Annotated in this window: 36 protein-coding genes; 27 read left to right on the top strand and 9 right to left on the bottom strand. The window is 62.3% G+C overall.

Annotation, left to right across the window (positions count from 1 at the left end):
- Nucleotides 1-15: 15 nt before the first annotated feature.
- The gene (locus K315_RS0104835; RefSeq protein ID WP_029576432.1) at nucleotides 16-780 is read right to left on the bottom strand and encodes a response regulator; all 765 of its coding nucleotides are present in this window, start codon (nucleotides 778-780) and stop codon (nucleotides 16-18) included.
- Nucleotides 781-1,049: 269 nt separating this feature from the next.
- On the opposite strand from K315_RS0104835, the gene K315_RS10860 reads away from it, so the two are divergent.
- From K315_RS10860 to K315_RS10850, 3 genes are read left to right on the top strand one after another with little or no spacing between them, the layout of a single operon-like run.
- Nucleotides 1,050-1,982, top strand: coding sequence for a DUF2207 domain-containing protein (locus K315_RS10860; RefSeq protein WP_029576431.1), 933 nt, complete (start codon nucleotides 1,050-1,052; stop codon nucleotides 1,980-1,982).
- Entirely contained in the window at nucleotides 1,982-2,716 is a 735-nt protein-coding gene (locus K315_RS10855; protein ID WP_029576430.1) for a DUF2207 family protein, read from the top strand. The genes K315_RS10860 and K315_RS10855 overlap by 1 nt, the downstream gene beginning before the upstream one ends.
- A complete protein-coding gene (locus K315_RS10850; RefSeq protein WP_161786015.1) occupies nucleotides 2,668-3,255 on the top strand; it encodes a DUF2207 family protein in 588 nt (195 codons plus the stop codon). The genes K315_RS10855 and K315_RS10850 overlap by 49 nt, the downstream gene beginning before the upstream one ends.
- On the opposite strand, the gene K315_RS0104815 is transcribed toward K315_RS10850, so the two are convergent.
- A complete protein-coding gene (locus tag K315_RS0104815; RefSeq protein ID WP_029576428.1) occupies nucleotides 3,193-5,919 on the bottom strand; it encodes a sensor histidine kinase in 2,727 nt (908 codons plus the stop codon). The two genes, K315_RS10850 and K315_RS0104815, sit on opposite strands and share 63 nt — an antisense overlap.
- 117 nt (nucleotides 5,920-6,036) lie before the next feature.
- Between K315_RS0104815 and K315_RS0104810 the strand changes: the two genes are divergently transcribed.
- The 3 genes from K315_RS0104810 (at nucleotide 6,037) to K315_RS0104800 (ending at nucleotide 8,866) form a co-directional block, all read left to right on the top strand.
- Nucleotides 6,037-7,383 (top strand): alpha/beta fold hydrolase, encoded by a 1,347-nt coding sequence (locus tag K315_RS0104810; RefSeq protein ID WP_029576427.1) that lies wholly within the window; start codon nucleotides 6,037-6,039, stop codon nucleotides 7,381-7,383.
- Nucleotides 7,384-7,464: 81 nt separating this feature from the next.
- Complete coding sequence (proC, locus tag K315_RS0104805; RefSeq protein ID WP_029576426.1) at nucleotides 7,465-8,262, top strand: pyrroline-5-carboxylate reductase; 798 nt, start codon at nucleotides 7,465-7,467, stop codon at nucleotides 8,260-8,262.
- A 10-nt stretch (nucleotides 8,263-8,272) separates the two neighbouring features.
- Nucleotides 8,273-8,866 (top strand): pyrroline-5-carboxylate reductase dimerization domain-containing protein, encoded by a 594-nt coding sequence (locus K315_RS0104800; protein ID WP_029576425.1) that lies wholly within the window; start codon nucleotides 8,273-8,275, stop codon nucleotides 8,864-8,866.
- Nucleotides 8,867-8,943: 77 nt separating this feature from the next.
- On the opposite strand, the gene K315_RS0104795 is transcribed toward K315_RS0104800, so the two are convergent.
- On the bottom strand, nucleotides 8,944-9,720 hold the full coding sequence (locus tag K315_RS0104795) for an SDR family NAD(P)-dependent oxidoreductase (RefSeq protein ID WP_238556444.1): 777 nt from the start codon (nucleotides 9,718-9,720) through the stop codon (nucleotides 8,944-8,946).
- 268 nt (nucleotides 9,721-9,988) lie between these two features.
- Complete coding sequence (locus tag K315_RS0104790) at nucleotides 9,989-10,759, bottom strand: hypothetical protein (protein WP_152571400.1); 771 nt, start codon at nucleotides 10,757-10,759, stop codon at nucleotides 9,989-9,991.
- A 646-nt stretch (nucleotides 10,760-11,405) separates the two neighbouring features.
- On the opposite strand from K315_RS0104790, the gene ychF reads away from it, so the two are divergent.
- The 5 genes from ychF (at nucleotide 11,406) to K315_RS0104760 (ending at nucleotide 15,155) form a co-directional block, all read left to right on the top strand.
- Entirely contained in the window at nucleotides 11,406-12,500 is a 1,095-nt protein-coding gene (gene ychF, locus K315_RS0104780; RefSeq protein ID WP_029576422.1) for a redox-regulated ATPase YchF, read from the top strand.
- A 205-nt stretch (nucleotides 12,501-12,705) separates the two neighbouring features.
- Nucleotides 12,706-13,941: a site-specific integrase gene (locus K315_RS0104775; RefSeq protein WP_029576421.1), complete on the top strand. Its 1,236-nt coding sequence runs from the start codon at nucleotides 12,706-12,708 to the stop codon at nucleotides 13,939-13,941.
- Nucleotides 13,942-14,099: 158 nt separating this feature from the next.
- The gene (locus tag K315_RS0104770; protein WP_029576420.1) at nucleotides 14,100-14,333 is read left to right on the top strand and encodes a type II toxin-antitoxin system HicA family toxin; all 234 of its coding nucleotides are present in this window, start codon (nucleotides 14,100-14,102) and stop codon (nucleotides 14,331-14,333) included.
- Nucleotides 14,330-14,662, top strand: coding sequence for a type II toxin-antitoxin system HicB family antitoxin (locus tag K315_RS0104765; protein WP_029576419.1), 333 nt, complete (start codon nucleotides 14,330-14,332; stop codon nucleotides 14,660-14,662). The genes K315_RS0104770 and K315_RS0104765 overlap by 4 nt, the downstream gene beginning before the upstream one ends.
- Nucleotide 14,663: 1 nt before the next feature.
- Nucleotides 14,664-15,155 (top strand): hypothetical protein, encoded by a 492-nt coding sequence (locus K315_RS0104760; protein WP_029576418.1) that lies wholly within the window; start codon nucleotides 14,664-14,666, stop codon nucleotides 15,153-15,155.
- A 199-nt stretch (nucleotides 15,156-15,354) separates the two neighbouring features.
- Here K315_RS0104760 and K315_RS09450 read toward each other — a convergent pair whose 3' ends face one another.
- The 4 genes from K315_RS09450 to K315_RS0104740 form a co-directional block, all read right to left on the bottom strand.
- Entirely contained in the window at nucleotides 15,355-15,858 is a 504-nt protein-coding gene (locus tag K315_RS09450) for a M78 family metallopeptidase domain-containing protein (protein WP_029576417.1), read from the bottom strand.
- Nucleotides 15,859-16,035: 177 nt separating this feature from the next.
- Complete coding sequence (locus K315_RS0104750; RefSeq protein ID WP_029576416.1) at nucleotides 16,036-16,833, bottom strand: DUF1829 domain-containing protein; 798 nt, start codon at nucleotides 16,831-16,833, stop codon at nucleotides 16,036-16,038.
- Nucleotides 16,830-17,288, bottom strand: a complete 459-nt coding sequence (locus K315_RS0104745) for a DUF6978 family protein (protein WP_029576415.1) — start codon at nucleotides 17,286-17,288, stop codon at nucleotides 16,830-16,832. Before K315_RS0104745 ends, K315_RS0104750 begins: the two co-directional genes overlap by 4 nt.
- Before the next feature lie 14 nt (nucleotides 17,289-17,302).
- Nucleotides 17,303-17,749, bottom strand: a complete 447-nt coding sequence (locus K315_RS0104740) for a hypothetical protein (RefSeq protein WP_152571399.1) — start codon at nucleotides 17,747-17,749, stop codon at nucleotides 17,303-17,305.
- Between the two features lie 66 nt (nucleotides 17,750-17,815).
- On the opposite strand from K315_RS0104740, the gene K315_RS0104735 reads away from it, so the two are divergent.
- The 4 genes from K315_RS0104735 to K315_RS0104720 are packed head-to-tail and all read left to right on the top strand — an operon-like array spanning nucleotide 17,816 to nucleotide 18,866.
- On the top strand, nucleotides 17,816-18,094 hold the full coding sequence (locus K315_RS0104735) for a hypothetical protein (protein WP_029576413.1): 279 nt from the start codon (nucleotides 17,816-17,818) through the stop codon (nucleotides 18,092-18,094).
- Nucleotides 18,095-18,116: 22 nt separating this feature from the next.
- Nucleotides 18,117-18,452, top strand: coding sequence for a hypothetical protein (locus K315_RS0104730; protein WP_029576412.1), 336 nt, complete (start codon nucleotides 18,117-18,119; stop codon nucleotides 18,450-18,452).
- The gene (locus tag K315_RS0104725) at nucleotides 18,452-18,646 is read left to right on the top strand and encodes a hypothetical protein (protein WP_029576411.1); all 195 of its coding nucleotides are present in this window, start codon (nucleotides 18,452-18,454) and stop codon (nucleotides 18,644-18,646) included. Before K315_RS0104730 ends, K315_RS0104725 begins: the two co-directional genes overlap by 1 nt.
- Nucleotide 18,647: 1 nt before the next feature.
- Nucleotides 18,648-18,866, top strand: coding sequence for a hypothetical protein (locus K315_RS0104720; RefSeq protein ID WP_029576410.1), 219 nt, complete (start codon nucleotides 18,648-18,650; stop codon nucleotides 18,864-18,866).
- A 9-nt stretch (nucleotides 18,867-18,875) separates the two neighbouring features.
- Here the strand turns inward: K315_RS0104720 and K315_RS0104715 are convergent, their stop codons facing one another.
- Nucleotides 18,876-19,448 (bottom strand): hypothetical protein, encoded by a 573-nt coding sequence (locus K315_RS0104715; protein ID WP_029576409.1) that lies wholly within the window; start codon nucleotides 19,446-19,448, stop codon nucleotides 18,876-18,878.
- A gap of 120 nt (nucleotides 19,449-19,568) precedes the next feature.
- Between K315_RS0104715 and K315_RS0104710 the strand changes: the two genes are divergently transcribed.
- The 12 genes from K315_RS0104710 to K315_RS0104650 all read left to right on the top strand — a co-directional run bounded on the left by K315_RS0104710 (nucleotide 19,569) and on the right by K315_RS0104650 (nucleotide 24,897).
- Entirely contained in the window at nucleotides 19,569-19,796 is a 228-nt protein-coding gene (locus K315_RS0104710) for a hypothetical protein (RefSeq protein WP_029576408.1), read from the top strand.
- A gap of 1 nt (nucleotide 19,797) precedes the next feature.
- Nucleotides 19,798-20,037 carry a hypothetical protein gene (locus K315_RS0104705; protein WP_029576407.1) on the top strand — a complete coding sequence of 80 codons (240 nt, stop codon included), beginning with the start codon at nucleotides 19,798-19,800 and terminating at the stop codon, nucleotides 20,035-20,037.
- On the top strand, nucleotides 20,037-20,840 hold the full coding sequence (locus K315_RS0104700; RefSeq protein WP_029576406.1) for a phage antirepressor KilAC domain-containing protein: 804 nt from the start codon (nucleotides 20,037-20,039) through the stop codon (nucleotides 20,838-20,840). Before K315_RS0104705 ends, K315_RS0104700 begins: the two co-directional genes overlap by 1 nt.
- A 1-nt stretch (nucleotide 20,841) precedes the next feature.
- Complete coding sequence (locus K315_RS0104695; protein WP_029576405.1) at nucleotides 20,842-21,393, top strand: hypothetical protein; 552 nt, start codon at nucleotides 20,842-20,844, stop codon at nucleotides 21,391-21,393.
- Nucleotides 21,390-21,902, top strand: a complete 513-nt coding sequence (locus K315_RS0104690; protein ID WP_029576404.1) for a single-stranded DNA-binding protein — start codon at nucleotides 21,390-21,392, stop codon at nucleotides 21,900-21,902. Before K315_RS0104695 ends, K315_RS0104690 begins: the two co-directional genes overlap by 4 nt.
- 9 nt (nucleotides 21,903-21,911) lie before the next feature.
- The gene (locus tag K315_RS09970) at nucleotides 21,912-22,865 is read left to right on the top strand and encodes a helix-turn-helix domain-containing protein (RefSeq protein ID WP_052316550.1); all 954 of its coding nucleotides are present in this window, start codon (nucleotides 21,912-21,914) and stop codon (nucleotides 22,863-22,865) included.
- Nucleotides 22,862-23,110 carry a hypothetical protein gene (locus tag K315_RS0104675; protein WP_029576403.1) on the top strand — a complete coding sequence of 83 codons (249 nt, stop codon included), beginning with the start codon at nucleotides 22,862-22,864 and terminating at the stop codon, nucleotides 23,108-23,110. The genes K315_RS09970 and K315_RS0104675 overlap by 4 nt, the downstream gene beginning before the upstream one ends.
- The gene (locus K315_RS0104670; protein WP_029576402.1) at nucleotides 23,110-23,532 is read left to right on the top strand and encodes a hypothetical protein; all 423 of its coding nucleotides are present in this window, start codon (nucleotides 23,110-23,112) and stop codon (nucleotides 23,530-23,532) included. Before K315_RS0104675 ends, K315_RS0104670 begins: the two co-directional genes overlap by 1 nt.
- Nucleotides 23,519-24,097 (top strand): 3'-5' exonuclease family protein, encoded by a 579-nt coding sequence (locus tag K315_RS0104665; protein WP_152571398.1) that lies wholly within the window; start codon nucleotides 23,519-23,521, stop codon nucleotides 24,095-24,097. The genes K315_RS0104670 and K315_RS0104665 overlap by 14 nt, the downstream gene beginning before the upstream one ends.
- 2 nt (nucleotides 24,098-24,099) lie before the next feature.
- Nucleotides 24,100-24,315, top strand: a complete 216-nt coding sequence (locus tag K315_RS0104660; RefSeq protein ID WP_029576400.1) for a hypothetical protein — start codon at nucleotides 24,100-24,102, stop codon at nucleotides 24,313-24,315.
- A gap of 67 nt (nucleotides 24,316-24,382) precedes the next feature.
- The gene (locus K315_RS0104655) at nucleotides 24,383-24,592 is read left to right on the top strand and encodes a DivIVA domain-containing protein (protein ID WP_029576399.1); all 210 of its coding nucleotides are present in this window, start codon (nucleotides 24,383-24,385) and stop codon (nucleotides 24,590-24,592) included.
- A complete protein-coding gene (locus K315_RS0104650; protein WP_029576398.1) occupies nucleotides 24,589-24,897 on the top strand; it encodes a hypothetical protein in 309 nt (102 codons plus the stop codon). The genes K315_RS0104655 and K315_RS0104650 overlap by 4 nt, the downstream gene beginning before the upstream one ends.
- Nucleotides 24,898-24,918 lie beyond the last annotated feature (21 nt).

Below are 24,918 nucleotides of genomic sequence, written 5' to 3'. Positions count from 1 at the left end.
GGCGTCGTATCTCGACTAGGGGCGGACCAGCCCGTTCTCGTAGGCGAAGACAACCGCCTGCACCCGGTCGCGCGCGTTGATTTTCGCCAGGATATGCGCCACATGCGTTTTCACGGTCGGCAGGCTGATGAACAGCTTGTCGGTGATTTCCTGATTGCTCAGCCCATGCGCGATTTCAATGAGCACCTCGCGCTCGCGCTCGGTCAGGTCGGACAACTCAGGATCGGTGTACTGTGCTTCATTGCCACCGGACGCCCCCGGTCGTACGGTGGGGGCGAGCTTGCCTTCGACCATGTTCTCAATCAGCCGCTTGGTCGCGGACGGGGCGATGATCGCGTTGCCCTGGTACACGGTACGGATGGAGGCCAGCAGGGTCTCCGGCTCGGTGTCCTTGAGCAGGAAGCCCGACGCACCCGCATTGATCGCGGACATCACATACTCGTCCAGATCGAAAGTCGTCAGAATGATGACACGGGTGACGCGTTCGGCGTCGTCGGCGTTCTCGGCGTCGCAGCCGGGCGTGTCGCTGGGGTGAGAGGCCGCTGGTTCCATTGCGGTGATGCGGCGTGTCGCCTCGATTCCGTCCATGCCGGGCATACGCACGTCCATGAGCACGACATCAGGATGCAACTCTTGCGCGAGCGCGACTGCCTGATTGCCATCGCCTGCCTGCCCGACGACCTCCATATCCGCCTGGGACCCGATGACCATGGCGAATCCGGCACGGACGAGTTCCTGGTCGTCGGCGATGACCACGCGGATGTGCTGCTGTTGATTCATAGTCTCCACTGTATCCGCAGGTGGGGGCGTGCGCTAGGATGCGGCACGGTTCGCGCGCGACCCACACGGCGTGCGAGGCTTGAGATGCAATGACAGGGAGGGGCGGATGCGCGGTTGGCGCGGTGATGTACCGCACTCCTGAGATACTGAACGACGTATCATGCTCGGGAACGACCATGGCGGACGTGCGGGCTGATACCGGACAAGGCATCCGGAACAAGCCACGGCGGCGATTCCGTTGCGGCATGGAGCACAAGGAGTTGCCAGCTGTGAAGTCAACAGCCAGCGCGTGGAAAAGGGCGGTCGGCATCGCGCTTGCAGTGGTGCTCGCGTGCACCTATATCATCGTCAGGACCTACTTGGACATCTATCCGTCTGCGGACATGACGTATCGGAGCGCCAACTATGAGGTCGAAGTGCAACGCAACGGCGACCTGAAGATTCGCGAGCATGTCGATGTGACGCTCAAGAAGCGGGGCAAGCCGTGGCGGCAACTGTACCAGCAGTATCGTCTTGACCCCGACCAACTCACTGCCATCACCGGGGTGAGCGTCAAGAACACCACGACCGGCGAAACTTACACCCAGGCAGACCCGGTCGTGCCCGGCAGCCAGTCCACGTCACTATGGGACTCCACGTATGCTGGACACTGGTATATCAAACGCGCCGGGGTGAGCACGAAGACGTATGACCCGGAACGTGACAAGCCTGACGCCTCGGGCGGCTACTCGGATCAGTACCCCACTATTGAAATCGGTTGGAGCATCCCCGCGACTGACGACACCGACAGCATGGGGTTCGACATTACGATGACCTTCGAAGGGGTGTCCACCGCCTACGATGATGTCGCCACATTCCAGTGGGAGCCGATTGGCACCAGAAACACCGTCCCGATCGGTGAAGTCACGGGGACGGTGACTTTCCCCGATGGCGTCACGACGAAGAATTCAGCGACTTGGCTGCACTTCGAAGGCCCGTTCTCACAGACCACACGGGACAAAGACGGAACGCTGCATTTCTCGGCGAAGAACGTGAAATCAGGCATGTATCTCGATGTGGTCGCCATGGTCGATATCGCCCAGATGAACGATGTCGCCCGTCATGAGCCGGGCGAACACCGGGAGAGTCTGATCTCACCTCGGAGCAGGACAAGATGGACCGCTGGGCGCGATACCGCGACGCCAAACACAGGGAATTGGTGATGCGCGCGTTCATCATCGCGGCCATAGGCATCACCCTGTGCGCGGCCATGCTCGCCTGCCTGCGCGGCAGCATCCGCAAGACGTCGTTCCCCAACGACGCCGCATATCGTCGTGAGCCGCCCGACATGACGCCGAACAACGCGGCGCGCCTCAACGCGCTGATCGGGCATTGCCCTCCATCGCAGACGAATGCGCGTGCACTGAGCGCCACCATGCTCTCGCTCGCATCCAAACATGCTATCAGGCTCCTGCCTGGTACGGCGGAATCCCATGACGGCATTGATGTATCCGGCGCGAGTGACGCCACCGTTTTGTCGGGGGTCGAGCAAACCCCGGCCGTCGAATATCACGTGGACCGGTCGGACGGGCGCACGAGCATCGCCGTCAAACCTGATGACGTGACCATCGTAATCGAAGCAGATGGCGAGGATTCCCGTGGCCGTGCGGCATTGCACCTGTGCGACAGCGAGACCGACCTGCTGGATTTCCTTGAGGCGGTGGGCAAACACGGTAAGACCCGGGTGTTCGACATGAAGCAGATGCGTTCCCTGATGAATGACTGGAAACGCGGCGCGAAAGAACAGCAGACCATGGTGACGCAGCTTGAGGGGGAGTTCTCGAAACTGAACCTCACTGTGCCGGCCGGGGAGGCATCGTCGTCAGCATCATCGCGTTCATCTATCTGGTGGCCAGTTGCGCGTTGCTATCGAGCAACCTGTTCCTACAATTGGTGACGATTCTTCCGGTCGCGTTGTGTGTGGGCTTATGTATGGGCCTGATGCGGTTCTCCGGTTTGAACGAGCACGGCCGTCAGTTGGCTTCGCAACTGGAAGCGTTTAAACAATATCTCAATGATTTCAGCGATTTCACAGATCGTGGCACGCAGGAGCTTGCCTTGTGGGACAAATACCTCGTCTATGCGGCGGCTTTCGGGCTGTCAGAACAGGTGATGAGTCAACTCGCCCGTTCGGTTCCTGAGCTGTCCGACCCGCAGTGGCTTGACGACCATGCCTCCGGTTCGCTCGTGTATTGGATGTACCGTCGGACGATTCTGGCCGGCGGTGTTGTCGCTGGCTTGACCGCTGGCGGCGGGTCCGGTGTCACGGCATTCGCGTCGTCGTCTTTCGCGGATTTGGGCGCGCAGCTCAACGACGGGTTCGTTGAAGTCCAGAGCGCAGTACAGACCACGCTCGGCTCCTCAGGTTCGGGGTCATCCGGGGGATTCGGCGGTGGTGGCGGCGGTGCCGGAGGCGGTAGTTTCGGCGGCCGGTAGCGCATCCGAGACCGCGGCAGGAGTTGTCGCAGCGGTCGGAGCAACTGGTGTGGTTTGGGAATCCTGCGTAGCCGGGGTGGCAGAGGAGGCGGAGGCAGGCGGAGAAACCGGGGCGAGCGGGGCGATATCCGCAGATCGGTCGTGCGTCTCGTCGCTGAACCCGGTTTTGCGCAGCACGCCAAGCAATTCGCGCATGCGTGCCAGAGCGGCACGTCCTTGCTCGCCGATCTGTTTGAATGCCTCGGAGACTGCGGCTGCATCCGGCTCGGTCCCTTCCTGTTCCGCGTGTTCGAACATGGCGAGCCCCTCATGGGTACAAGCGATTACGGATTGGAGGGTGTCGGTGACCTCGCTTTGGATATTCGCGCTGATCCGGTCACGCTCCACGTTCGCGGCGAGCACTTGCTGCCGGCGGGCCTCCTCGTTAAGCGCCTGTTCACGCGCCTGCAAGACGAGCGCATCGTTGCCGCTTGTGCGTTTCCATATCGCTGCGACGATGGCGATCAGGCACATGAGCCCGACGGTGACGAAGGCGGAGCCCGTTTCAATCAGTATGGCGCCGCTGGGACGTTGCAGCTGTGCAAGATCGGCGAGCATGGCGAGCAGGGAGGTATACCCCATGGCTCCGGAGAACACGCACAGCGCGCACATGCATGTGGCGGTCGAGGCCGCGGCGATCGCCCGGTTGGTGGAGCGCCTGTTGCCATAGAGGATTGCGGCGGAGAGCACGCCGAGCGACATGATGTTGACGAATAGGATGCACGGCATAACCAGCAGTTGGAGTATGGCGAAAATGAAGGCGAATATGGCGCTCGCCTGTGGAAAACGGCGTCTGAACATCCACGGCAGGATGACCAGTACCGTCACCGCCCAGATGTCGGTTTGGCTGATGGCATGTGTCTGGTTGCCGGTGAGCACGAATTCGAGATTGTTGCCCACGTTTACCCCGGACAGGCCGAAGAACGCGATGAAGATGAGACCAGACAGGATGTCTGACGCCAGATAGTGACGCTCCCACCACATGGACATGCGTTCGACCGTATTCGTGGCGCCGTCTGTGCGATCTTCCGCAGTAGGCAGCGCCGGACGGCGGTCGTGGAAGCACCGCCGCAGCATGTCAGGAATCCGCGTAGGGCGCGCCGGCAACGGCAGTGATGCGGGTGCGATGCTTTGTCGCACCGGCGTTCCTCCGCTGATTGTGTTCTGCCGTGGCTGCCGGACGGGGGCGAGCTCGTCGCCGACTGTACTACTGTGCTGTAGATCAGTTGCCGGAATGGTTGGTTCGCCCGCGCCGGTCAGAGCTTCTTGTGACTGACGGGCCGCAGGTTCGCCCGCGCCCGGTGCCGGCGAAGTTGCGGTCGAAGCGGTGACATGTAGTTCGGCTTCATGTTCGGCGTCCCGGTACGGCACACTCGCCAGGACTTCGAAGCCGCCGCTGAGCCTCGGCCCGGCCTGCACGCTGCCGTGGGCCATCGCGATCCGCTCGCTCATGCCTTGCAGGCCGAATCCCGGTTTGTGACCGTCCGCCGCCGCGCTGGCGCCCCGCCCGTCATCGCTGACGCGGACGGTCAAGCGGGTGCCTGACCACGCTTCTTCGATTTCCACGTGCACGTTGGGGCCGGCATATTTGCGCACATTGGTCAACGCCTCCTGCACCATGCGGTACATCGCCGTGCTCGCGGTTTCGCTCAGCCTCGCCGGGTGCGGTTCCCCGACAATCCGATAACTGATGTCCGTATCGGCCGCGGAGCGTCGGGACTCGTCGATCAGCGCGGCGACATGCCGGTAGTCGGCGTGGTCGGGTTCGCCGAATACGCCGAGCAGACGGTGCATGTCCTCCATCGCGCGTTGCGACTCATGCTCGATCGTGTGCATAGTGTCTTTGGCGATCTGCGGATTCGAGGCGCCGGCGTATCTGCCGCCATCGGATTGCACGATGATGATCGACAGGGTGTGCGCGACCACATCATGCATATCGCGTGCGATTCGGGCGCGCTCCGCCAGGGCGGCAATCCGGCGCCGCTCCTGCTCGCCGGCCTTGAGGGATGCATTGCGCTCCCTCAGCGCGGCGATGGTGGCGTTGCGGGCGCGCTGCCAGTAGGCGAGGAAAATCGCGGTGATGATGCACAGGGTGATCAGGATCAGGCCACCCGTGAACGCCGAGAGGAAATCCTGTGCGCAGGTATGCGGGTTGTTGCCTTGGCACAACGTGACGGTGATTGGCGAGGTCGCGGTGCCGAACACCGGCCCGACGCTGGTGGAAACCGCGAGCGTGAGTGAGGCGAGGATGCCGAGGGCGAGCCCGAGACAGGCGAACAGCTTGCTGTGCATCGGGTTGCCGTAGACAATGACGGCGTACAAGACGGCCAGTGCGAACATATCCGAGGGAACGAGTGCGGGGCCGACGATCAGCTGGGCGACCGAGAGCGCGACAATCGCCCACGCGCTCGGCTCCGGGCGCCACCGGCGTGTGGCTACGGGAATCAGCATGGCGATCTGCCACAGATCGCATACCATCGCGGGGCAGGAGAACAGTACGCCGGGGGTGGAGCCGGTAGAGGCGGTCATCAACAGGAACAACGCGGCGACCAGTATGGTCATGGCGGTATCGACCGCCAGTACGTGGCTTTTGGCCCATGAGGTCATCCGTGTCATCCAATGCATGTCATTCACCCTAGTGTCGGGCGGCCACCGCGGCCATCATGCGCGAGGATGAAAGGCCGGGGTGGCGCTATGGTTGGCTTAACGGATTGCTGGCAGGACTTATTCGGGAGGCACACGGTGACGGCGTTGGCACAGAATTACGTTCCGGGACGGTATATCGAGGACCATGCGATTGACGTGCCGCTGGACTGGCGTGGCGACACGCCCGGGCAATCGGTGTCGGGCGAGACGATTCGGCTGTTCTACCGGGTGGTGTGCGAAGCGGGTCGCGAGCATGAGGATCTGCCGCTGCTGCTGTTCCTGCAGGGCGGGCCGGGCGGTGCGGGCCCGCGCCCGATGGCTGACGGCGGCGGGGACGCGTGGCTTGCCGAAGCGTTGAAGCATTTCCGTGTCGTGTTGCCTGACCAGCGCGGCACCGGGCGTTCCTCGCGTGTCGATTCGCACGTCATGTCCCGTATCGGGGACGCGCAGGCACAGGCGGCATATCTCAAGCGTTTCCTTGCCGATTCGATTATCCGGGACTTCGAGCATCTGCGCCTGAGTGTGTTTGGCGGCCGCAAGTGGGTCACGCTCGGGCAGAGCTACGGCGGGTTCCTGACCTTGAGCTACCTGTCCCTGTTCCCGCAAGGATTGGCTGCATGCTTCACCAACGGCGGCATCCCGCATGTGCCGGCTGACCCTGACGACGTATACACGCACACCTTCCCGCGTATGGAATCGAAGACCATGGAGTATTACGCGCGCTATCCGCAAGACCGCGAGCGTGTCGCCGCCGTTGCCGACCGGGTGGCCCAAGGGGGAGTGGCGCTGCCCAACGGCGACCCGCTGACCGTCGAACGCGTGCAGACTTTGGGTGGCGGGTTCGGTATGAAACCGAGTTTCGAACAGATTCACTGGCTGTTCGACGAGGCTTTCGTTGACGGCGATGGTTCCGCGGACAGCTCGTCACCGCTGTCCGACGAATTCCTCACCCATGTGATGGACACGACCGCATCCCGCCCCCTGTACTGGCCGCTTCAGGAATTCATTTACGCCGACGGCGAGCTCGAACATCCGGTCAACTGGGCTGCCCAACGCGCCTACGACATCCGCCCTCAATTCTCCGTATCCGCACGGCCGTTGCTGTTCACCGGGGAAGCGATTTTCCCGTGGATGTTCCGGCAAGAGCAGGCGCTGCGCCCATTCGCTGCAGCGATGGACATCCTCATGCAGGACACGCATTTCGGCAAGATCTACGACGCCGACCAGCTCGCTCGTAACGAGGTGCCGCTGCAGGCGACCGTCTACGTGGACGACATGTACGTTGATTCGACACTTCAGCTTGATACCCTGTCCCGTGTCGGCAACAGCCACTACTGGGCGACCAACGAGTATGAGCATGACGGGTTGCGCACCGACCCGCGGGTTTTCACGCGCGAATACCGGGAAGCCCTGGGACGGGGAGACCTCGCCGGCATCAAGTGACCAGCCCGGCGCGGCCCGCAACCGCGCCCGAACGCATCCGGGCCGGCATAGCGCCGGCGAACAACCCAAGAAAGGAACCCAATGACCCAGCAACTGAGCGACATCACCGTCGGATTCATCGGTTACGGCGCCATGGCGCAGGCCATGGCCCAAGGCTTTGTAGACGGGGGAGTCCTCGAAGGCGGGCAGATTCTCGCCTGTGCAGGACATTACGACAAGCTCGTGGACAGCACGTCCGCGCTCGGCGTGCGCCCGATGCATAACGCCACCGAGGTCGCCGCAGCGAGCGATATCGTCATCCTCGCCGTCAAACCGAACCTCATCGAAGAGGTCGTGACCCCAATCCTGCATGAACTGGCCAACAGCATCGTCGTATGCGTGGCCTGGGGATGGACTTTCGACCGCCTTGAAACCGTGCTCGAGGATCATACCCCGCACATCTCCATCATCCCCAACACGCCGATCGCCGTCGGCCAAGGCGTCAGCGTCGTCGAAGACAAGCACAATCTCACCGACTACCAGGCGGGGCTTGTCCGCGCGCTGCTCGAGCCGGTCAGCATGCTCGAAACCGTCGACACTGCGCACATGTCCCAAGCAGGTACCATTTCCAGCTGCGCTCCGGCGTTCACCGCGATGTACATCGAGGCGCTCGCCGACGCGGGCGTACAGTATGGGCTCAAGCGTGCCAGCGCGTACCGGCTTGCCGCGAAAATGGTCGAGGGTACGGGCGCGTTGCAAGTCAGTGACGGGCGGCTGCCCGCGGCCATGAAGGATGCGGTCTGCTCTCCGGGCGGCGCGACCATCCGCGGCGTGGTCGCGTTGGAACAGCACGGGTTCCGCGGCGACGTGATTTCCGCGGTACAGGCCGTGGAAGGCTGACGGTTCCTTGATGTTTGCGGTGGTGGCCGGTGTTGACGATGCAAATCGTGGCACCGGCCGCCGCCAGGCGCTCGCCGCATCCGAGACCACGGTCATCTCCATCGTGTGGGGCTGGGATTACGAAAGCTACGAGAAGGTGCTCGCCCCTGGCACGCACCACCTGTCCATCGTGCCGAACACGCCGATTGCTGCAGGCAAAGGCGTTGTGGTGGCAGAGAACACGCATAGTCTCACCGACGAGGAAATCGTCAATTTCCACTCCCTTTTCGACCCTATCGCACTCGTCGAATTCCTCGATACGTCCATGCTGTACCAAGCGGGCACCGTCACCAGTTGCGCGCCGGCGTACGCAGCCATGTTCATCGAAGCGCTCTCCGATGCCGCAGTCAAGCATGGCATTCCTCGCGCCGCCGCAGACCGCTTGGTGTCGGCGATGGTGGAGGGCACGGGCGCCTTGCAGGTTGAGACAGGGAAGATTCCGGCTGCGATGAAGGACGCCGTGTGCTCTCCTGGCGGCGCCACGATCCGCGGCGTGGAAGCGCTTGAACTGCGAGGCTTCCGCGGGGATGTGATGAGTGCCGTCGATGCCGTCATGGGCGACTGAGCGGCATTCAGCGACTGTGCTGGCGTGTGGTGCCTTGCAATAATGTGGCGCCGCACGCCAGCGCGTTCCTGCCAGCGTCAGAACGCCGGCCTGCCGGGCGTGCCGTTCGCCCACTTGCAGATGGCGCGCGTCACACGGCGGGGCAGGATGCGTGCCGCGAAGAAGCCCACCTTGGTCACCGGCCCCACGTAGACGGCGGTGCGGCCAGTCATCATCGCACGGTATCCGCGTTGCACCACGGCCTTGGGGCTCATGGGCTCGACCATCGTGAGGAAATTGCGTCCCTCCATGCGTGCGTTCACGCCGAATGACGTGCCGGTCGGACCGGGGCACAGGGCTGTCACGCTCAGGCCCGTGCCGCGCACTTCCTCTGCCACGGCTTCGGTGAAGCTCAGCACGAAAGCCTTCGACGCGTAATACAGCGCCATGTTGGGCCCGGCGAACGCTGCCGCAACGGATGCGACGTTGAGGATGCGCCCGAAGTGATGCTTCCTCATCTCGCGGCCATACAAGTACGTCAGGTGGGTGAGCGTGATCATGTTGAGCTCCATGAGGTCGCGGCTGCGATGCCAGTTTGAGTCAAGGAAACCCGTCAGATCCCCGAATCCTGCGTTGTTGACAAGCGTATCGACGAAGTAACCGGCATCCTGCGTCAGTGAAAACAGCTCGTCGGCGGAATCCTCCTCCGTCAGGTCAATCGCCACTGCGACGGCGTGCACCCCATGCTGCTCATGCAACTGCGCCGCCAGAGCCTTCAGTGCGTTCTCCCTGCGGGCAACCACAATCACATCCTTGCCATGTTGCGCCAGAATCGAAGCGAATTCCCTACCTATTCCGCTCGTCGCTCCGGTCACCAATGCGTATCCTATAAGAACTCCTCTCTGAGTCCACTCGTTTTCGTGGTTACGTTCCACGTGTGCATTATTATCGCGCATGACGGATCCCGCCGCCAGATTGCCGATAGGACCGTTGGGGATGGGCGGGTCCTGCCCATGCGGGTATCTCGCTGGGTGGTGGTCATCGGTCGACGCTCGGTGGCGCACAGTCGGTTTCATGCTGGCATGGTGTCGGCCAAGTCAGCATGAAACCATTCGATGTGGGCGACGGGGCATGGGAACGCGTTCACTTCCAGCGGGCCCGGGGGCCTTCCGAAGTGCATGTGGCGATACCACCGTTGGATGCAGCGGCGGTTTCTCCGATTCGCGATTTGCTGCAGAATTGTCCGCGCTTCACGGTTTTCCCCGTGTTGGTTGTAGTGGTTTGCGTGTCGCGAGCTGCGTTGTGCTGTGCCTGTTCCTGCGCGGCTTGCCGCTGTGCTTGCTCTTGCGCGGCTTGCCGCTGTGCCTGTTCTTGCGCAGCCTGCTGCGCGGCAGCATCAGCGGCTTGTTTCTGCGCTTCGCTGGATTGGACTGCGTCCATCGCGGATTGGAGCGATTGCTCAGCCGCCGCATAGTCAGCGGGGTCAGTGGATGACACGGCGTTCGCATTGTCAATCGCCTGGGTGAGAGCTGTCCTTGTCGAGTCATCGGCGACCTGGTTCTCTGATGATGACAGGAGATTGCCGGCCTCGGTGATTTTTGCCTGGAGGGACTGCTGCGCTTGCAGGAGTTCAGGGTCCGGTGTGGGCGAAGACGATGATGCCTCGGCCGACGAAGCGGCCGGTGTCGAGGCGCTTGGGCTGACGGATGAGGATTGCGAGGTTTGCGATGATGTGGCCGAGGGTTCGCTTGAGGACGATGGCGAGGTCAGCACACATCCGAATAGCGCGACAATGCATAGGATGATGCTGATAATGGAATTGCGCTTGAAGGATGCCTCGTTCCGGTTCTTGATGAGGCTGACGATTCCGACGATGATGCCTATCAAGGCACAGGAGCCGCCCAGTGGTTTCATCGGCGTGATCCAGCCGATGATTCCGACGATGAGAAGAACATAGGTGGCGATGAGAATCTTTGGTGAATGCTTTATCGAATCGACTATGCTTTCGTTGACCGGGGCATCATGTGATGGTTCTGGCGACGAATCAATTTTGTCCCCCCGTAGCAAACGAAGACCGTGTTGTTTCCGATGGTTCTGGCGACGAATCAATTTTGTCCCCCCGTAGCAAACGAAGACCATGTTGTTTCCGATGGTTCTGGCGACGAATCAATTTCGTCCCCCCCCCCTAATTGGGAACTGGATGAAGATAGGGAAGGATCCTGCTGCTGGACAGCTGTTGGATACTCCTGATATTGCTGATTGGTAACCGTGCCTGCGTCGGGGCGACGGGTAGGCTCGTCTGGTTGAAGGAATCCCATGATTGTCTCCTCTCTTTGCGTGTGACGTCTCATGCATGTCACAGAAGAAATTATATGGCATGAGAATCGCGGACGTTCGTTCGGACGCGGAAGATGATGACCTGACGGTATGATTTCGCGCGGTTTGGGCGCACGAAGGCACGATGGGCCGGCGGGTGATGGCATGCGATGGGATGTCGAGTTCCTCGCAGTGGTGCATGACAGCCAGCGCGGATTGTCGGTCGCCGCCCTAGACTGGAGGCATGTCTTTAACTATCGGAATCGTCGGCCTGCCGAACGTCGGCAAGTCCACCATGTTCAACGCCCTGACCCGCAACAACGTGCTTGCGGAGAACTATCCGTTCGCCACCATCGAGCCGAACACCGGCATCGTGCCCCTGCCGGACAAGCGCCTCCCGGTGCTCGCCAAGCTCGTCCACACCGAGAAGATCGTGCCCGCGACCGTCACCTTCGTCGATATCGCCGGCATCGTCAAGGGTGCGTCCGAGGGCGAGGGCCTGGGCAACAAGTTCCTCGCGAACATCCGTGAAGCCGACGCGATCTGCGAGGTCGTGCGCGCCTTCGAGGACGATGACATCGTGCACGTCAACGGCAAGGTCGATCCCGCCGACGACATCGACACAATCAACACCGAGCTCATCCTCGCCGATTTGCAGACCATCGAAAACGCGCTGCCGAAGCTCGAGAAGGAACTGCGCGGCAAGAAGGTCACGCCTGAATACGTGAACGCAGTCAACGAGGCGAAGAAGATCCTCGAGGCGGGCGAGACCATCGACCACGCGGCCCAGGCAGGCAAGATCAACAAGGACGACATCTACGACCTGCACCTGCTGACCGCCAAGCCGTTCATCTACGTGTTCAATGTTGACGACGCCGAACTGTCCAATGAGCAGCTGCGCAAGAAGCTCACCGATTTGGTGGCCCCTGCGAAGGCGATTTTCCTCAACGCCCAGTTCGAAGCTGATCTGACCGAGCTTGACGAGGCGGATGCGCGTGAAATGCTCGAGGATGCCGGATTGAAGGAATCCGGGCTCGACCAGCTTGCCCGTATCGGATTCGACATCCTCGGGTTGCAGACCTTCCTGACCGCAGGCGAGAAGGAAGTGCGTGCCTGGCAGATCCACAAGGGCTGGACCGCCCCGCAGGCGGCAGGTGTGATCCATACCGATTTTGAGCGTGGCTTCATCAAGGCCGAAATCGTCTCCTACGATGACTTCGTCGCAGCCAACGGCTCGATGAACACCATCAAGGAGGAAGGCAAGCTCCGCCTTGAAGGACGTGACTACGTGATGCAGGACGGCGACATCGTCGAATTCAAGTTCAACGTGTCCAAGTAGTCCCACATACTCCGCCAAAACGGCGCGATTCCAGCGATTCCAACCCACGGAACGTTGCAATCGCGCCGTTTTTGAATGCACCGGAACAGGCCGTTCCCGCCACGTTCCGGGCGGTTGTCGCCATCGATAGAGTGCCTTTAGAGTACCCTTTCGAGGGCGCTCGCCGGCATGCTCGGGCGCTCCCAAAACACCGGAGGGAGCAGACATGGCAAAGCGACGTACACAGGGATCCGGAAGCGTGTTCAAGGACGCGAACGGCGTCTGGCATTACCGCAAGGACCTGGGGCGTGACCCCGCCACGGGCAGGCGGAGGACCGTCGGTGCCAAAGGCCGCACCAAGGCGGATGCGCGCGCACGGTTCAACGCGAAACTCGCCGAACTCGAACGCACCGGACTGCTTCCCGGAGGCAAGTCACCGGAGCTCGCCGACTACACGGAACGCTGGCTCGCCGACTACCGGACACGGGTCAAGCCGACAACATACCGCACCCGCGAAGGACGGCTCAAGGCGTGCAACGAGGTCATCGGGCACGTCCGTCTCAAGGACCTCACGCCGGAGCACATCCGCCGGTGCATGCGCGTCCTGGGGGAGCGGCTCGCGCCCAGCACGCTCAAGGACCATTTCGTCAGCCTCAAGATGGTGCTCGACCAGGCGGAGCTTGAGGAACTTATCCCCGTCGACCCGTGCCGGAGGGTCAAGCCGCCGAGGGTGGAGCGGCGCGTGGTGGACGTGCTCGGCCCGGAACAGCCCAGGCGCATGATCGAGGCCGCATCCTCCATGCCGTTGGCCAGACGCGGAGCGCGTCCCGCGGAGGAGGACCTCGAGATGTGGGCGCTCCTGTTCGAGGTTGCGTTCGAGACCGGTATGAGGGAGGGTGAACGGTACGCGATCATGCCGTTCGAGCTGGAGCTGCGCGACGGGCAGCCGGGCATCCACGTGCGCCAGCAGATCCAACGCTACGGAAGGCCGGGCGAGGTCGAGATCCCCAATTGGCTGGAAGCGACCCACCTCAGCGGCACGCTGTGGCTCACCACCCCGAAGACGCCTGCCGCCGAACGATTCGTTCCGGTCAGCGGCAGCCTATGGGAACGCTTGTGGAAGCGGATTAGAGACAACGGCATCGGGAGCCGGGAGCTTGTGTTCACATCCGCCCGTGGCAACCCCGTCTGCTCCAGCACTGAGCGATACCAATGGTGCAAGGCGCTGAAGGCAGCCGGACTCCCGCAGGTCAAGATCCACTCGGCCAGGCACTGGATGGCCACGATGGCCGCACGGGCGAACATGCCGGACGACGCGCGCATAGCCGTCATGGGCCACACCAGCATGCAGATGACCATGCGCTACACGCACCGCGACGCCGCCTCGCTCGGCCAGCTCATGGCCGCCGCCATACCCGACCTAGGTGGCAACGAAATTGTGGAAGCCGAGGTCGTGGATTAGGATTAGCGGTCGTGTTTTTCTTGGCCGTTTCTTACACGTGTTTGGCGGTTCATGACGATTTGGCGGCACGGACGTGTTGACTGCAGACGGTGCATCGGGCTATATTCAAGATGGAAAACATATTGCCATATGGCCTCGGCAAGGGAGGATAACGTCGCATGGGAGTGAACTATCCATCGATGAGGTCCTCCGACTTGCTGCGCATCCTCGCGCACCTCGGATACATAGAGGACAGACGCGTCGGATCGCACAGGAGGCTCAAGGCGAACGGCAGGCCCGATTTAACGTTCGCCTTCCATGACGGGCAGACGGTTCCGCCGGGATTGGTGAGGAAAATCCTCGCTAAGGACGTCGGACTGTCGGAGGACGAGATTCGGGAGATACTCAAATGAGCGCACAAGTGAAATCAGTGAAGATCGTATACCACCGTGACAAGGGCGCATGGTGGGCCGACTCCCCGGACATGCCGGGGTTCTCCGCCGTCGGGGACACATTCGACGACACGAGGAAGCTTGCCCTCGAGGACATCCCCTTCTACTTCGATGGCAATAGGCCCAATATCGTGGACGAGCGCATGGAGAACGGGGCGAGACTGATGCCGAGTAACGTCATGTTCCTGCAAATTCCCGATCAGGGGACGTCCCGCATTGAATTGGCCCGCACCGGAGAGACGGAATCCATTATCAGCATCGACCGTACCCGCAGACTGCAGGTGGCGTGACATGAGTGCCATATCAGAATCTGCGACCATCGACGTCATGCTGGCCGACTACGCGGCCTTGGATTCCTCCGGAGCGAAGGCGAACATTCTGGGAATCGGCGGGAACATACTCCCCATCACGCCCACAGGACTTACTGCTAGGTTCTCGCTCGTTACCCAGATTCACGTACCTGCAGAGGCATGTCCGGCGGAAACGTCGCTGGAGATTTCCCTGAGGGGCGAGAGCGGTGATCTTTTCAATCTCCCCGGACAGCCGCCGCAAGCCGTTAGATATGCTGCGATACTCACGATAGCTGCTAACCCAGGCACTGTTGGGCTTGAGCAGACGAAACACATCGGTGCAATGAGCATCAACGTGGTCGATTTCGGCAACGGCATGCCATTGCCGCCAGGAGACTACGCTTGGCATGTTTCGCTGGACGGTGACGAGGATCATGCCGTCGACTTCCGGTTCTGCGTGCCCAAGCCGGTCCCGACGCCCGTCATAGGCTGACGAAGTTTCATCTGAATCAAATATCTCACTGCCACGATCCGCAAGAGCGACTTGTGAACCGGGTTTTCCCTATGTCGTAACAGGCCCTCTCTTCTAGAGATAGAACCCCGGCGCTCGCGGTATGCGGGTGGCCGGGGTCTTTTTTATAAGGAATCCGAACGGGTATAAGGCTCTATAAGCACGTATAAAGGCGTATAAACTATTGCACGCACACGTCGGAATCGTACAGCAGCTTCCGGTAGTCGTCGATGACCTGCGCGGTCACCCCCAATTCCACGGCCATGAGCCATGTATTCCCCTCGTAGACCTGTTCGGCGGCCGCGTAGGCGACCGGGCTGACCAGTCGCAGGGCGGTGCGTCTGCGCGCCCTCGCCTCGCCCTTGCCGCCGCACACGCGGTCAAAGTGCCGCACGTGCTCGAGCTCGTGGCACAGGGTGCAGCGGGCTTGTACTGGCGTGAGCCCGTCGTGCAGGACGATCCTGCAGCGCGTCCAGTCGTACACCCCGCAATACCCGGCGGGCAGCTCCTGCCATGTGACGCGCACGCCCAGGCACGCGGCCTCGTCCTCAAGCGCCGGCAGGGTAAGCGGGACACCATCAGACAATGATGCCGGACAGTGCCCCACACCGGCCGTGAAACGCTCCACGACACCATGCACGCGCGGAACAGCATGCAGCCGATTCGGCACCAGTGTCCCGCTCATGCGCTCGCCATCTGCCCGGATATGAATGATCCCCCAGGTGTGAGCATTGTCAGGAGGCTTAGGGGGATGCTGTACGGCCGCGCCCGGTTCGCTGCGTCTGGGGCGCTCGCGTGCGCGGCACTGTCAGTGGTCATGCTAGCATGTCCTTCTTCTGTCTGCAAACAATCGTGCGCGCGGTCAGGCGGCCAGTTCCTGCGGTGCACGCGCGGGGAGCTGCGAGTAGGGGATCACGGTGACGCCGCAGTTCGTGAACGCGTCGAACGCCGTGGATTGCAGCGGGCCTTCGCGGTCGTCGCCGATGACGATGAGCTTGGAGTCCCTGCGTTCGGGTGCCTTGCGCGTGTCCTCCCAGTCCCACATGATGGTTTTGACGGCGTCCTTGTCGAAGTTGTTCGGCGCCTGGCAGAAGCGTGTCGGGTGGTTCGCGCTCCGCTGGAACAGGAAGTCGAAGCTGTGCTCGTAGTTCGACACGCCCCTGACGCCCACGCTCTGCGTGTAGAACACGTCGCACTTGTCGAGCGTCGCGGCGACGTCGTCGGCGAAATACTCCGAGACCCGGCGTTGCGCCGACTCCATCATCCCGCCGATGTGGGTGAGTGTCTGGACGTACCGGTTCATGGCGTCGGCGTGGTTCCTGTCTGATTCCATGGTGATGTCGCCGTTGACGATGCTCGCGCCGAACCGTCTGGCGATGCGTTCCATCCTCTCGCGTCTTGCCGGGGTGATGGTTACTCCGCCCATCCTGAACGATTCGAGGGTGAAACCGTCGTCGGTGAACATGATGGAGCCGCCGGAGTCCTTCGCGTAGAAGCACAGGTCGTCGTTCGAATCGTCCACGAACGGCAGGGTGATTTCACGCCACTCGCCGAACGACCTCACGGACGATTCGCGTCTGAGCCACTCGGAGTATTCGCCGACCAGATCATCGACGGCGGACGCGCCCGAGCCGGGGCGGCCGGCATATGTCGTGCTCATAGCATGCTCCCTTGGAAACTTGGTTTGCGTATCACATGGAACCTGTCCAATAGTTCAATGGTATCGTCAATGAACCCGTCCGACCCTAAATCGGCCGGGAAAGCCACCAAATCGTCAAGACCTTCCGTGTACACATGCCAGTGCGTGCGGCCGACTCGCCGACCGTCCGGGTTCCTGTGCGGCTGGCCGTTCACACACAGCCTGAGCAACGGGACGCCGAGCTTGGTGATGCGGGCCGACATCGTGTGCCGATGCTGGTTGATGCTCCCGCAGTACATGGCGATGGTGAAGTCCTCGTCGTCGGTGTCCGAGCGGACGTGGAATTCGGCGTTCTTCTCCCCTTCGGCGGGCATGCGGTAGAAATCGTCCACGGCGTGCTTGACCTGTGCGATGAGACGGTCGGCTTCTCCCTGGGAGAGCGTGAACCTCGGTTTCCTGTTCTTCCTTCTCGACATTGTCCAACCCTCCTTCAGTCTCTTGGGGTTTCGGCTTCCGCATCCCTGTTGGGGTCAGTGTTTGCCGCCATGGTCATGATCTCTTGGGCGGATAGGGGCGCATCATCATCGGGCGCATCATCAGCGGGCGTACCGGAAGGGGCGGGGGACACGGGCGGGACAGGCAGGCGCTCGCCGGCTGGGGAGACGGACTCGGCCGCCTCGATCTCATCCGTTGCACGGGCGATGATCTTCTTCAATGTCTCAGTCGGTGAAATCTGAAGAATCGTGCATAGCGTGATGAGCTCTGACAGACGCATCGGACCGCGCAAGCCCATGCGGATGTCTCTGACGCGGTTGTAGCCCATACGCCCATCGGACATGCGCTCGATTGCTTTATTGGTCAATCCCTTCGATTCGATGGCCGAGTCGAAGAATTCGGCTGCCGCAAGATCCCATGCGGTGCGCTTGATTTTATCCATGTCCACAATATAGCACATGCGACACGCCGTGTTGCACGTGCTATAGCACGTGATATAGTTAGAGCCATGACAAAGATAGCACGTGATATAGCGGAGAGGGCGGCGGCGGACATCAAGCGGCGATTCCTTCTGGCCGAGTGCCGCAAGACCAAAATCGCCGCGGAGCTCGGGGTCAACCGCGCAACCATCGCACGGTGGCTCAACACCAAAGACCCAGACCTCAGCGTCTTCCTCGACATGTCCAACGCCGTCGGCGCCGATCCAATCGAGGTGCTGTCAGCGGCAATCAACGAGTCGGCGCTCGCCGACAAAGAAAATGCCCGCAGCGGCAACTGCGGGCGATGAGAACCAGAAAGGTGTATTGACAATGATTCTCGAAAACCATAATACCACCGAGTCCGAAGCGCCGGCCGAGGCGCCGGTCGAGACGCCGACCGCGATGGGCCGTCTGCTCGACGTCAGCCCGCTGGGCGGGGAGGTCATCGACCGGGGCGAGATGCCCATCACCCTCAAACCGGTCTTCGACCACACCCACTGGGAGCCGGTCGCGGGGACGCTGACCATCGGCGAGGGGCTCGGCAAGCGTGACATCACCCTCAGCCTTTCGGAGCTCCTCAAGCTCAGGGAGCGTCTGGACTTCCTGACCGAGTCCATCCTCGACGCGAATTTCGAGGCTGTCGCAGCGGGAAGGGTTGGCAAGTGATGGGGTGGTTCGAATCCGGCGGGTTCACCGTCAAGGCCGGTGCCGCCGACGGCACCTACCGGTTCCGCGTGACCTTCCATGGTTCGGAGACCGCGGGCAAGGACGAGCTGGCCGAGACGGTCAGCAAGACCGACCTGCTCGGCATGCGCCGCGAAATCAGCAGGGCGCTCAAACAAGACAAGGAGGAGGCATGACATGGCATATATACGTATCGATGCCTTGATAGCGGACAGGAAGAAGTCTGAGCGTATCGCCTCGTATCTCTTCGCCCATTCCGGCGGGCTGGTCGCCGATCTCGAGGAATACCCGCTGAAAATCGCAGCCACGCCAATTGACGGTCATGCGACGGTCGTGTTCCCGGCCATCGCGGAAGTGAACCTGCACGAATTCCTGACGATGTTGGGTGGTGAATGACATGCGTGGCTATTTGATGTTCTTGCGAACGGTGACATGCTCTTCGTCGGACCCGTCCCACCGCCACCCGATGGATACATCCGGTGTTCCGGTCTGGAATGTACCGATTGCGACGTATACGAGCAGGTCGTTCGGTTTGCAGACGAATGGAGTGTCCCCATCAAAGTACAGCAGGGTGGAGAGTCGCTCGTCCGTCGCTGTGACGCTGGTGACGATTACATCGCGCGCGCTTTTGTTCCGCACCGCGAACTCACCGTGCCCGACCGATTCGGCGTCACTCCAGGGAATAACGCTGAACGGGTTGGCTTCCGCGGCTATCCGGTTGGCTTCCTGCAATTGCGTGACTTGCGCTTCCAATGCCTTGACGGATTCCTGCGCCGCTTCGAGTCGCGATCTCAGTATGGCATTCATCCTGTCTGCCTGCCGCGCGTCGGCCTCCGCCTTTTCCCGTGCCGCTGCGGCGTTGGCTTTGTCCTTCTTCGATGCCTGCCACCATCCGGCGGCGGCGATCAACAGTGACACGACCCATCCGATGACCACCAGTGTCGTCGGCAGTGTCCATGCCCACGGGTTTGCGTTCATCAGCTCTTCTCCTAACTATCGTTCCCGCATTCCTGACATGCGGGGTGAGAACGATTCTAGGAGGGGGTCGGGCGGTTCTCCTAACGCCGCCCGGCATTTTCACTTCACTGGGGGCGTGCGATGAGTGTCGTGGAGAAGGATGCGAGTCGTGTCCCGTTGGGGGAGCGGCTGGCTTGGTCGCCTGAGCAGGCCGCGCAGGTCTATTCGCTGGACGTGCGTGGCTTGCGGGTCGCGATCGAGCAGGGCGATGTGGAGACGTTCCGGCCACCGAATCGGTTCGGCAAGCCCGGCAAGCGTCGGGTGAGCCGTGAGGCGATGGACCGGTGGATCAGGCAGATGGAGGAGTGAGATGAAGGAAACGAAGGATTTGACGGATGCGCAGTTGGCCGCGCGGGACGTGTCCTGTTTCGTGGTTGGCGTGGTGCTCATGCTGGTGGGCGCCTGGGCTTGCGTGTGGTTCGTCTGGGGTGTCGTCACGTTGCATGTGGTCGGCACTGTTGAGGGGCTGCTCATGCTGCCTTGCTGGCTGTTCGGCATCACCCTCATCGACATCGCGGTCAACAGTACGACCGACGGGAAGGACGAGTGATGAGCAAGCAGATCGAGACATACAGGTTCCACGGGAGCGACCCCGTGAGGGTTGTCACCGGCGAGGACGGCGAGCCTTGGTTCGTTGCCAAGGACGTGTGCGACATCCTCGGCATCGGCAACAATCGTGACGCGATTGCGGCTCTCGATGACGACGAGAAGAATACCGTCGCTATTTCCGACGGTATTCCAGGCAACCCGAACAAGACGATTGTAAGTGAACCAGGCTTGTACAAACTCGTCATGCGCAGTCGCAAACCGGAGGCGAAGGAGTTCCAGCGTTGGGTCACTCACGAGGTGCTCCCGTCGATCCGCAAGCATGGCGGGTACATGGCCGGGCAGGAGCAGATGACTCCGGAGCAGATGCTGGCCGCGTCGATGCGCTGGCTGCAGAGCAGGATCCGCGAGCAGGAGGAGACCATCAGCCGGCAGGCCGGCCAGTTGGAGGAGCAGCGGCCGAAGGTCCTGTTCGCTGACGCGGTCAGTGCGTCGGATGGCACGTGCCTGATCGGCGAGCTGGCGAAGATGCTCACGCAGGCCGGGTATGTGATCGGGCAGAACCGCCTGTTCGTCCGTCTGCGTGAGGACGGGTACCTGGGCAAGACGGGGCAGAACCGGAACGTGCCCTTGCAGCGTTGGGTGGAGCAGGGGCTGTTCCGGATCAAGGAGACGGCGGTGACCCATGCGGATGGACATGTGACCATCAACCGCACGACGAAGGTCACCGGTCGGGGCCAGACGTACTTCCTCAGGAAGTATGCGGGCATCAAGGGCGACATCAAACAGCAAACGAAAGGATTCTGAGATGGGTAGGTTGTCGTATAAGCGGCTTGATGAGCTGGTGCACGCCTCGTGGCGTGACCTGACCCAGTCGGAGAAGGTGAACGCGAAGCGTGAGATGGGCCGTCGCGTGAAGGATCAGGATGTGCGGATCTTCGCGGAGGACCTGTTGAACGCTGATCCGGGATTGTCCGCGTTGGAGGCGTGGAACAAGGCGGGTGGCCTGCAGGAGGCGGAGAAGCGCGCCCCGGCCCCGGTGATCTACGGCAAGGACGCGGAAGCCGCGAACTCGTCGGCGGACGCTGGTTCGGATGCCAATGCGGATGACGTGTGGCTGGATGAGCTGCCGGTTGACGAGTATCGCGGACCGAACGCCGGGGTGATGGACATGATCGCCGAGTGCCGTCGCCACCCGGACAAGTGGCGTCGTATCGGCGTGTTCGGGTCGCGTAAGCGTGCGCAGACCCGTGCGGCCTCGATCCGCAGGGGCAAGGCGTGGGCCGGGTTCGTGGCCAAGGCCATCGACCGTGCCGACCGTCATGAGACGTGGGTGTCGTATCGGGGTGATGACAGGTGAGCGGGGAGACGACGGTCACCGTCATCGGGAACCTGACCGGCGACCCGGAGCTGCGCACCACGGGCGGTGGGGCGACGGTCGTGAATTTCACGGTCGCTTCCACCCCGCGCTCGTATGACCGCAACAGTGGCCAGTGGGTGGACGGGCAGGCGTTGTTCCTGCGGTGTTCCGCCTGGCGTGACCTCGCGCAGCATGTCGCGCAGTCCCTGTCCAAGGGCATGCGGGTGATCGTGCAGGGCAGGCTCCAGCAGCGTTCCTATCAGGCGCAGGACGGGTCGAACCGCACGATCGTGGAAGTGCAGGTCGATGAGATCGGCCCGAGCCTGAGGTATGCGACCGCGCAGGTGGCGAGGACGTCCATGTCGTCGGGCTTCCGCGCGACCTACGGCACGCCCCAACCGCAGCAACCACAGTCACAGCAGTCTGCTCCATCGTCGTCGACGGTGGAACCCGCATCGGACACCGTCCAGGACCCTTGGGGCGTGGACAGCACGGAACCGGAATTCTAGGAGACCATCATGAGTTCGTATCTGGTCGGCAAGGCCAAGCGCATCAAGGTCGGTGACGCCCGCGCGAAGATGCTGCTGATCATCCTCTCGGATTACGCGAACGAGGATGACCGCGCATGGCCGAGCGTGGGACTGCTCGCGGCTGAGCTCGAATGCAACGAGCGGACCGTGCAGCGTGCGCTCAGACTGCTCGAGAGCAAGGGGCTCATCGCCCGCGACGCGGAATACGGGACACGCTACAGCGCTGACAGGAGCCCTTACGTGTACGAGGTGACCATCGACACCGCCGAGAAGGTGGACTACCAGTACAAGCGCGGGGTGACACGCATGTCACCCCGTGACACCACCGAACGGGGTGACACCCATGTCACCCCGCAACCCGACGGGGTGACATCCATGACGCCACGGGGTGACACCCATGTCACCGACGGGGTGACACCCATGTCGCCACGGGGTGACACCCATGTCACCCAAACACTTAAAGAACCATCATTAGAACATCCAAGAGAGAGTACGCGCGCGCAAAAAACGAAAACCCAACCAGACCCACAACCACTCCCCGCCGGATGGACACCCGACCACGACGCCCAGGCGCTCGCCGTCGAGCTGGGTCTCGACCTCGCTTCGGAGCTGGTGAAGTTCCGGGATGCGGCCGCGTCGTCTGGCCGGGTGAGCCGTGACTGGCAGGCCGCGTTCCGCAACTGGCTGCGCCATGGCGCCGAACTGGGCATCACGTCGAAGCCTTCCGCTTCAGCCGCCGTCTCGCATCACCGGCATTCGTATGGCTGCGACCATGTGCTGGCCCTGCTGGACCGGGACGCCCCGGAACCGGACGGTGTCGCCTGCCGTCTGGCGGACCTGCTCAACGACGGCACGCCGCCCGACAAGGCGTTGAAGTCGCTTGGCCGGGTCACGTCACGTGAGCTTGGTGACGCGTTGGCCCGATTGGAGGCGGTCGCGTGAACGGGACGGTGGAACGGAGCCTGCCCTGGCGTGACCTGCCGGGCGAAAGGCTGGCGGGCAGGCGTGTGATCGCCCGCACGGTGTCGGGCACGGTCGTGGACGGCCGGCTCATGGACCCGGCCGAGGTCGGCTGGCGTCTCGTGGAACGGGGCACCGGGTTGACGATCGGCTGGCCGCACACGGATTCGTCGGTCGGCTGGGACGTGGACTGGCGGTGGAGCGACGTGCAGGTGCTGGAGGCGTGATGAAACATTCGTTTGAACGGTCGGCGAAGGTGGTCGCCCAACGGCAGGACTGGCATTGCATGCGGTGCGGCAGGAACACGCGCGGCGGCTCATGGCCGGGCGTGTCCACGCATCACCGGCAGTTGCGCCGCAGTGCGAGCCCTGATGTGCGGGACAGCCCGGCGAACCTGGTCCGCCTGTGCGGTTCGGGGACGACCGGCTGCCACGGGTGGGTGCACGCGCACCCCGCGCTGGCCCGGCGGCTCGGCTGGATCGTCAGCATGTGGGCCGACCCGCGGCATGTGCCGGTCAAGGACTGGCGCGAGCAGTGGGTGCTCCTGGGCGATGACGGCGACTACCGGACCATCAGCCGGGACGAGGCCAGGCGGCTGATCAGCGAGAACACCAACGAAACAAACGAAGGAGACGATGATGACGACTGACAGGGACGTGCTCCTGTGGATCGATACCGAGACCACGGGCATCATGCCAGTGGAGGGCGACCTGCTGGAAATCGGCATGCGGGTCACGGACATGGCGGGAAACCCGCTGCTCGGCGCGAAAGGCCGGTACAGCCGGGTCATCCACCCGACGGACGGGATCCGTTTGAACTGCGGGACGATGGACACGATCCTCGGCATGCACCGCGACAACGGGCTGATCCGCGAATCACTCCTGTCAGGCACCGGGCCCGACGAGACCGCCGAAGATGCATGCCAATGGCTCGTGGACGCGAACTACCCGCTCGACCCCGACCGGCTGATCATCGCAGGAACCAACCCACAGTTCGACCTCGACTGGATCAGCCACAAACTCCCGGTACTCACGGATGGGCTCAGGACTCTCACGGACTACCACCGCATGGACATGACCGCCCTCCGTCTCGCGCTCGCCACACTCGGCCCCCACAAGCACGAGCACACCACACACCGCGTGGACGACTGCCTCGACCGGGACATCCACGAATACCAGCAGACCATCAGCATCCTCAGACACACGAAGGAATAACCATGGGATACCAGCACAAACTCACCCTCGAACCCAAGTCCAGCGACCACGGCAACTGCATCCTCCTCGAAATCCGGGAATCCAACGCGACCGGCCCACACGCCCTCGACATCACCCGCTACCGGCTGACCATCGACACCGCCGAAGCGCTCGCCGGCATGCTGGACGACGCGTTGGACGAAGCAGCCGACCGGCGCGCACGAAGGGCGACCAAGTGATACAGACACTGATCGTCCTGATCCTCATGGCGCTCGCCATCACGATCGCATGGCTGGGACGGTGAGCATGCGACTGCTCACACCGCACGACGTGCACACCGCCACGCTCGACACGACGCGCTTCCGCACCGGCTACGACTGCGACCAGGTGGACCGGCTCCTCGACCAGTGCGAAACCACCATCAGGATCCTCGCCCAGACACTCAAAGCGACCAGCATCCAACTCCGTGACATGGTCGACCAACACAACAACGCAAGAACGAAGGAATCGAAATGACGCAGGACATCGACAAAAGCACCGACCGGCTCATCACCTCGGAAAACCTCCAACAAGACGCCAAACACATCACCGCGCTCGCCGGGAATCTGATCGCCCAGTACGCGGCACTGCTGGACACGGACGACCATGAGGTGAGCGTGGCCGCGATGGTCGCCCTGTCCAGTCTGCGCAAGATCGCGATGCGCGCGCATGACATGGCTGATGCCGGCAGGGACCTCGCCCAGGCGGACGAGCGGGAACGCACGCAGGCCGTCGTCCACGCCAGGTTCATCCGCGACATCGGACTGGACGATGGCGAGTGAACCGCACGCAAGGGAAGGAAG

This window comes from Bifidobacterium thermacidophilum subsp. thermacidophilum DSM 15837, assembly GCF_000426425.1.
Lineage (GTDB): Bacteria > Actinomycetota > Actinomycetes > Actinomycetales > Bifidobacteriaceae > Bifidobacterium > Bifidobacterium thermacidophilum.
The sequence above is the reverse complement of the archived record's forward strand: the minus strand, read 5'-3'. Positions and strand labels throughout refer to the sequence as shown.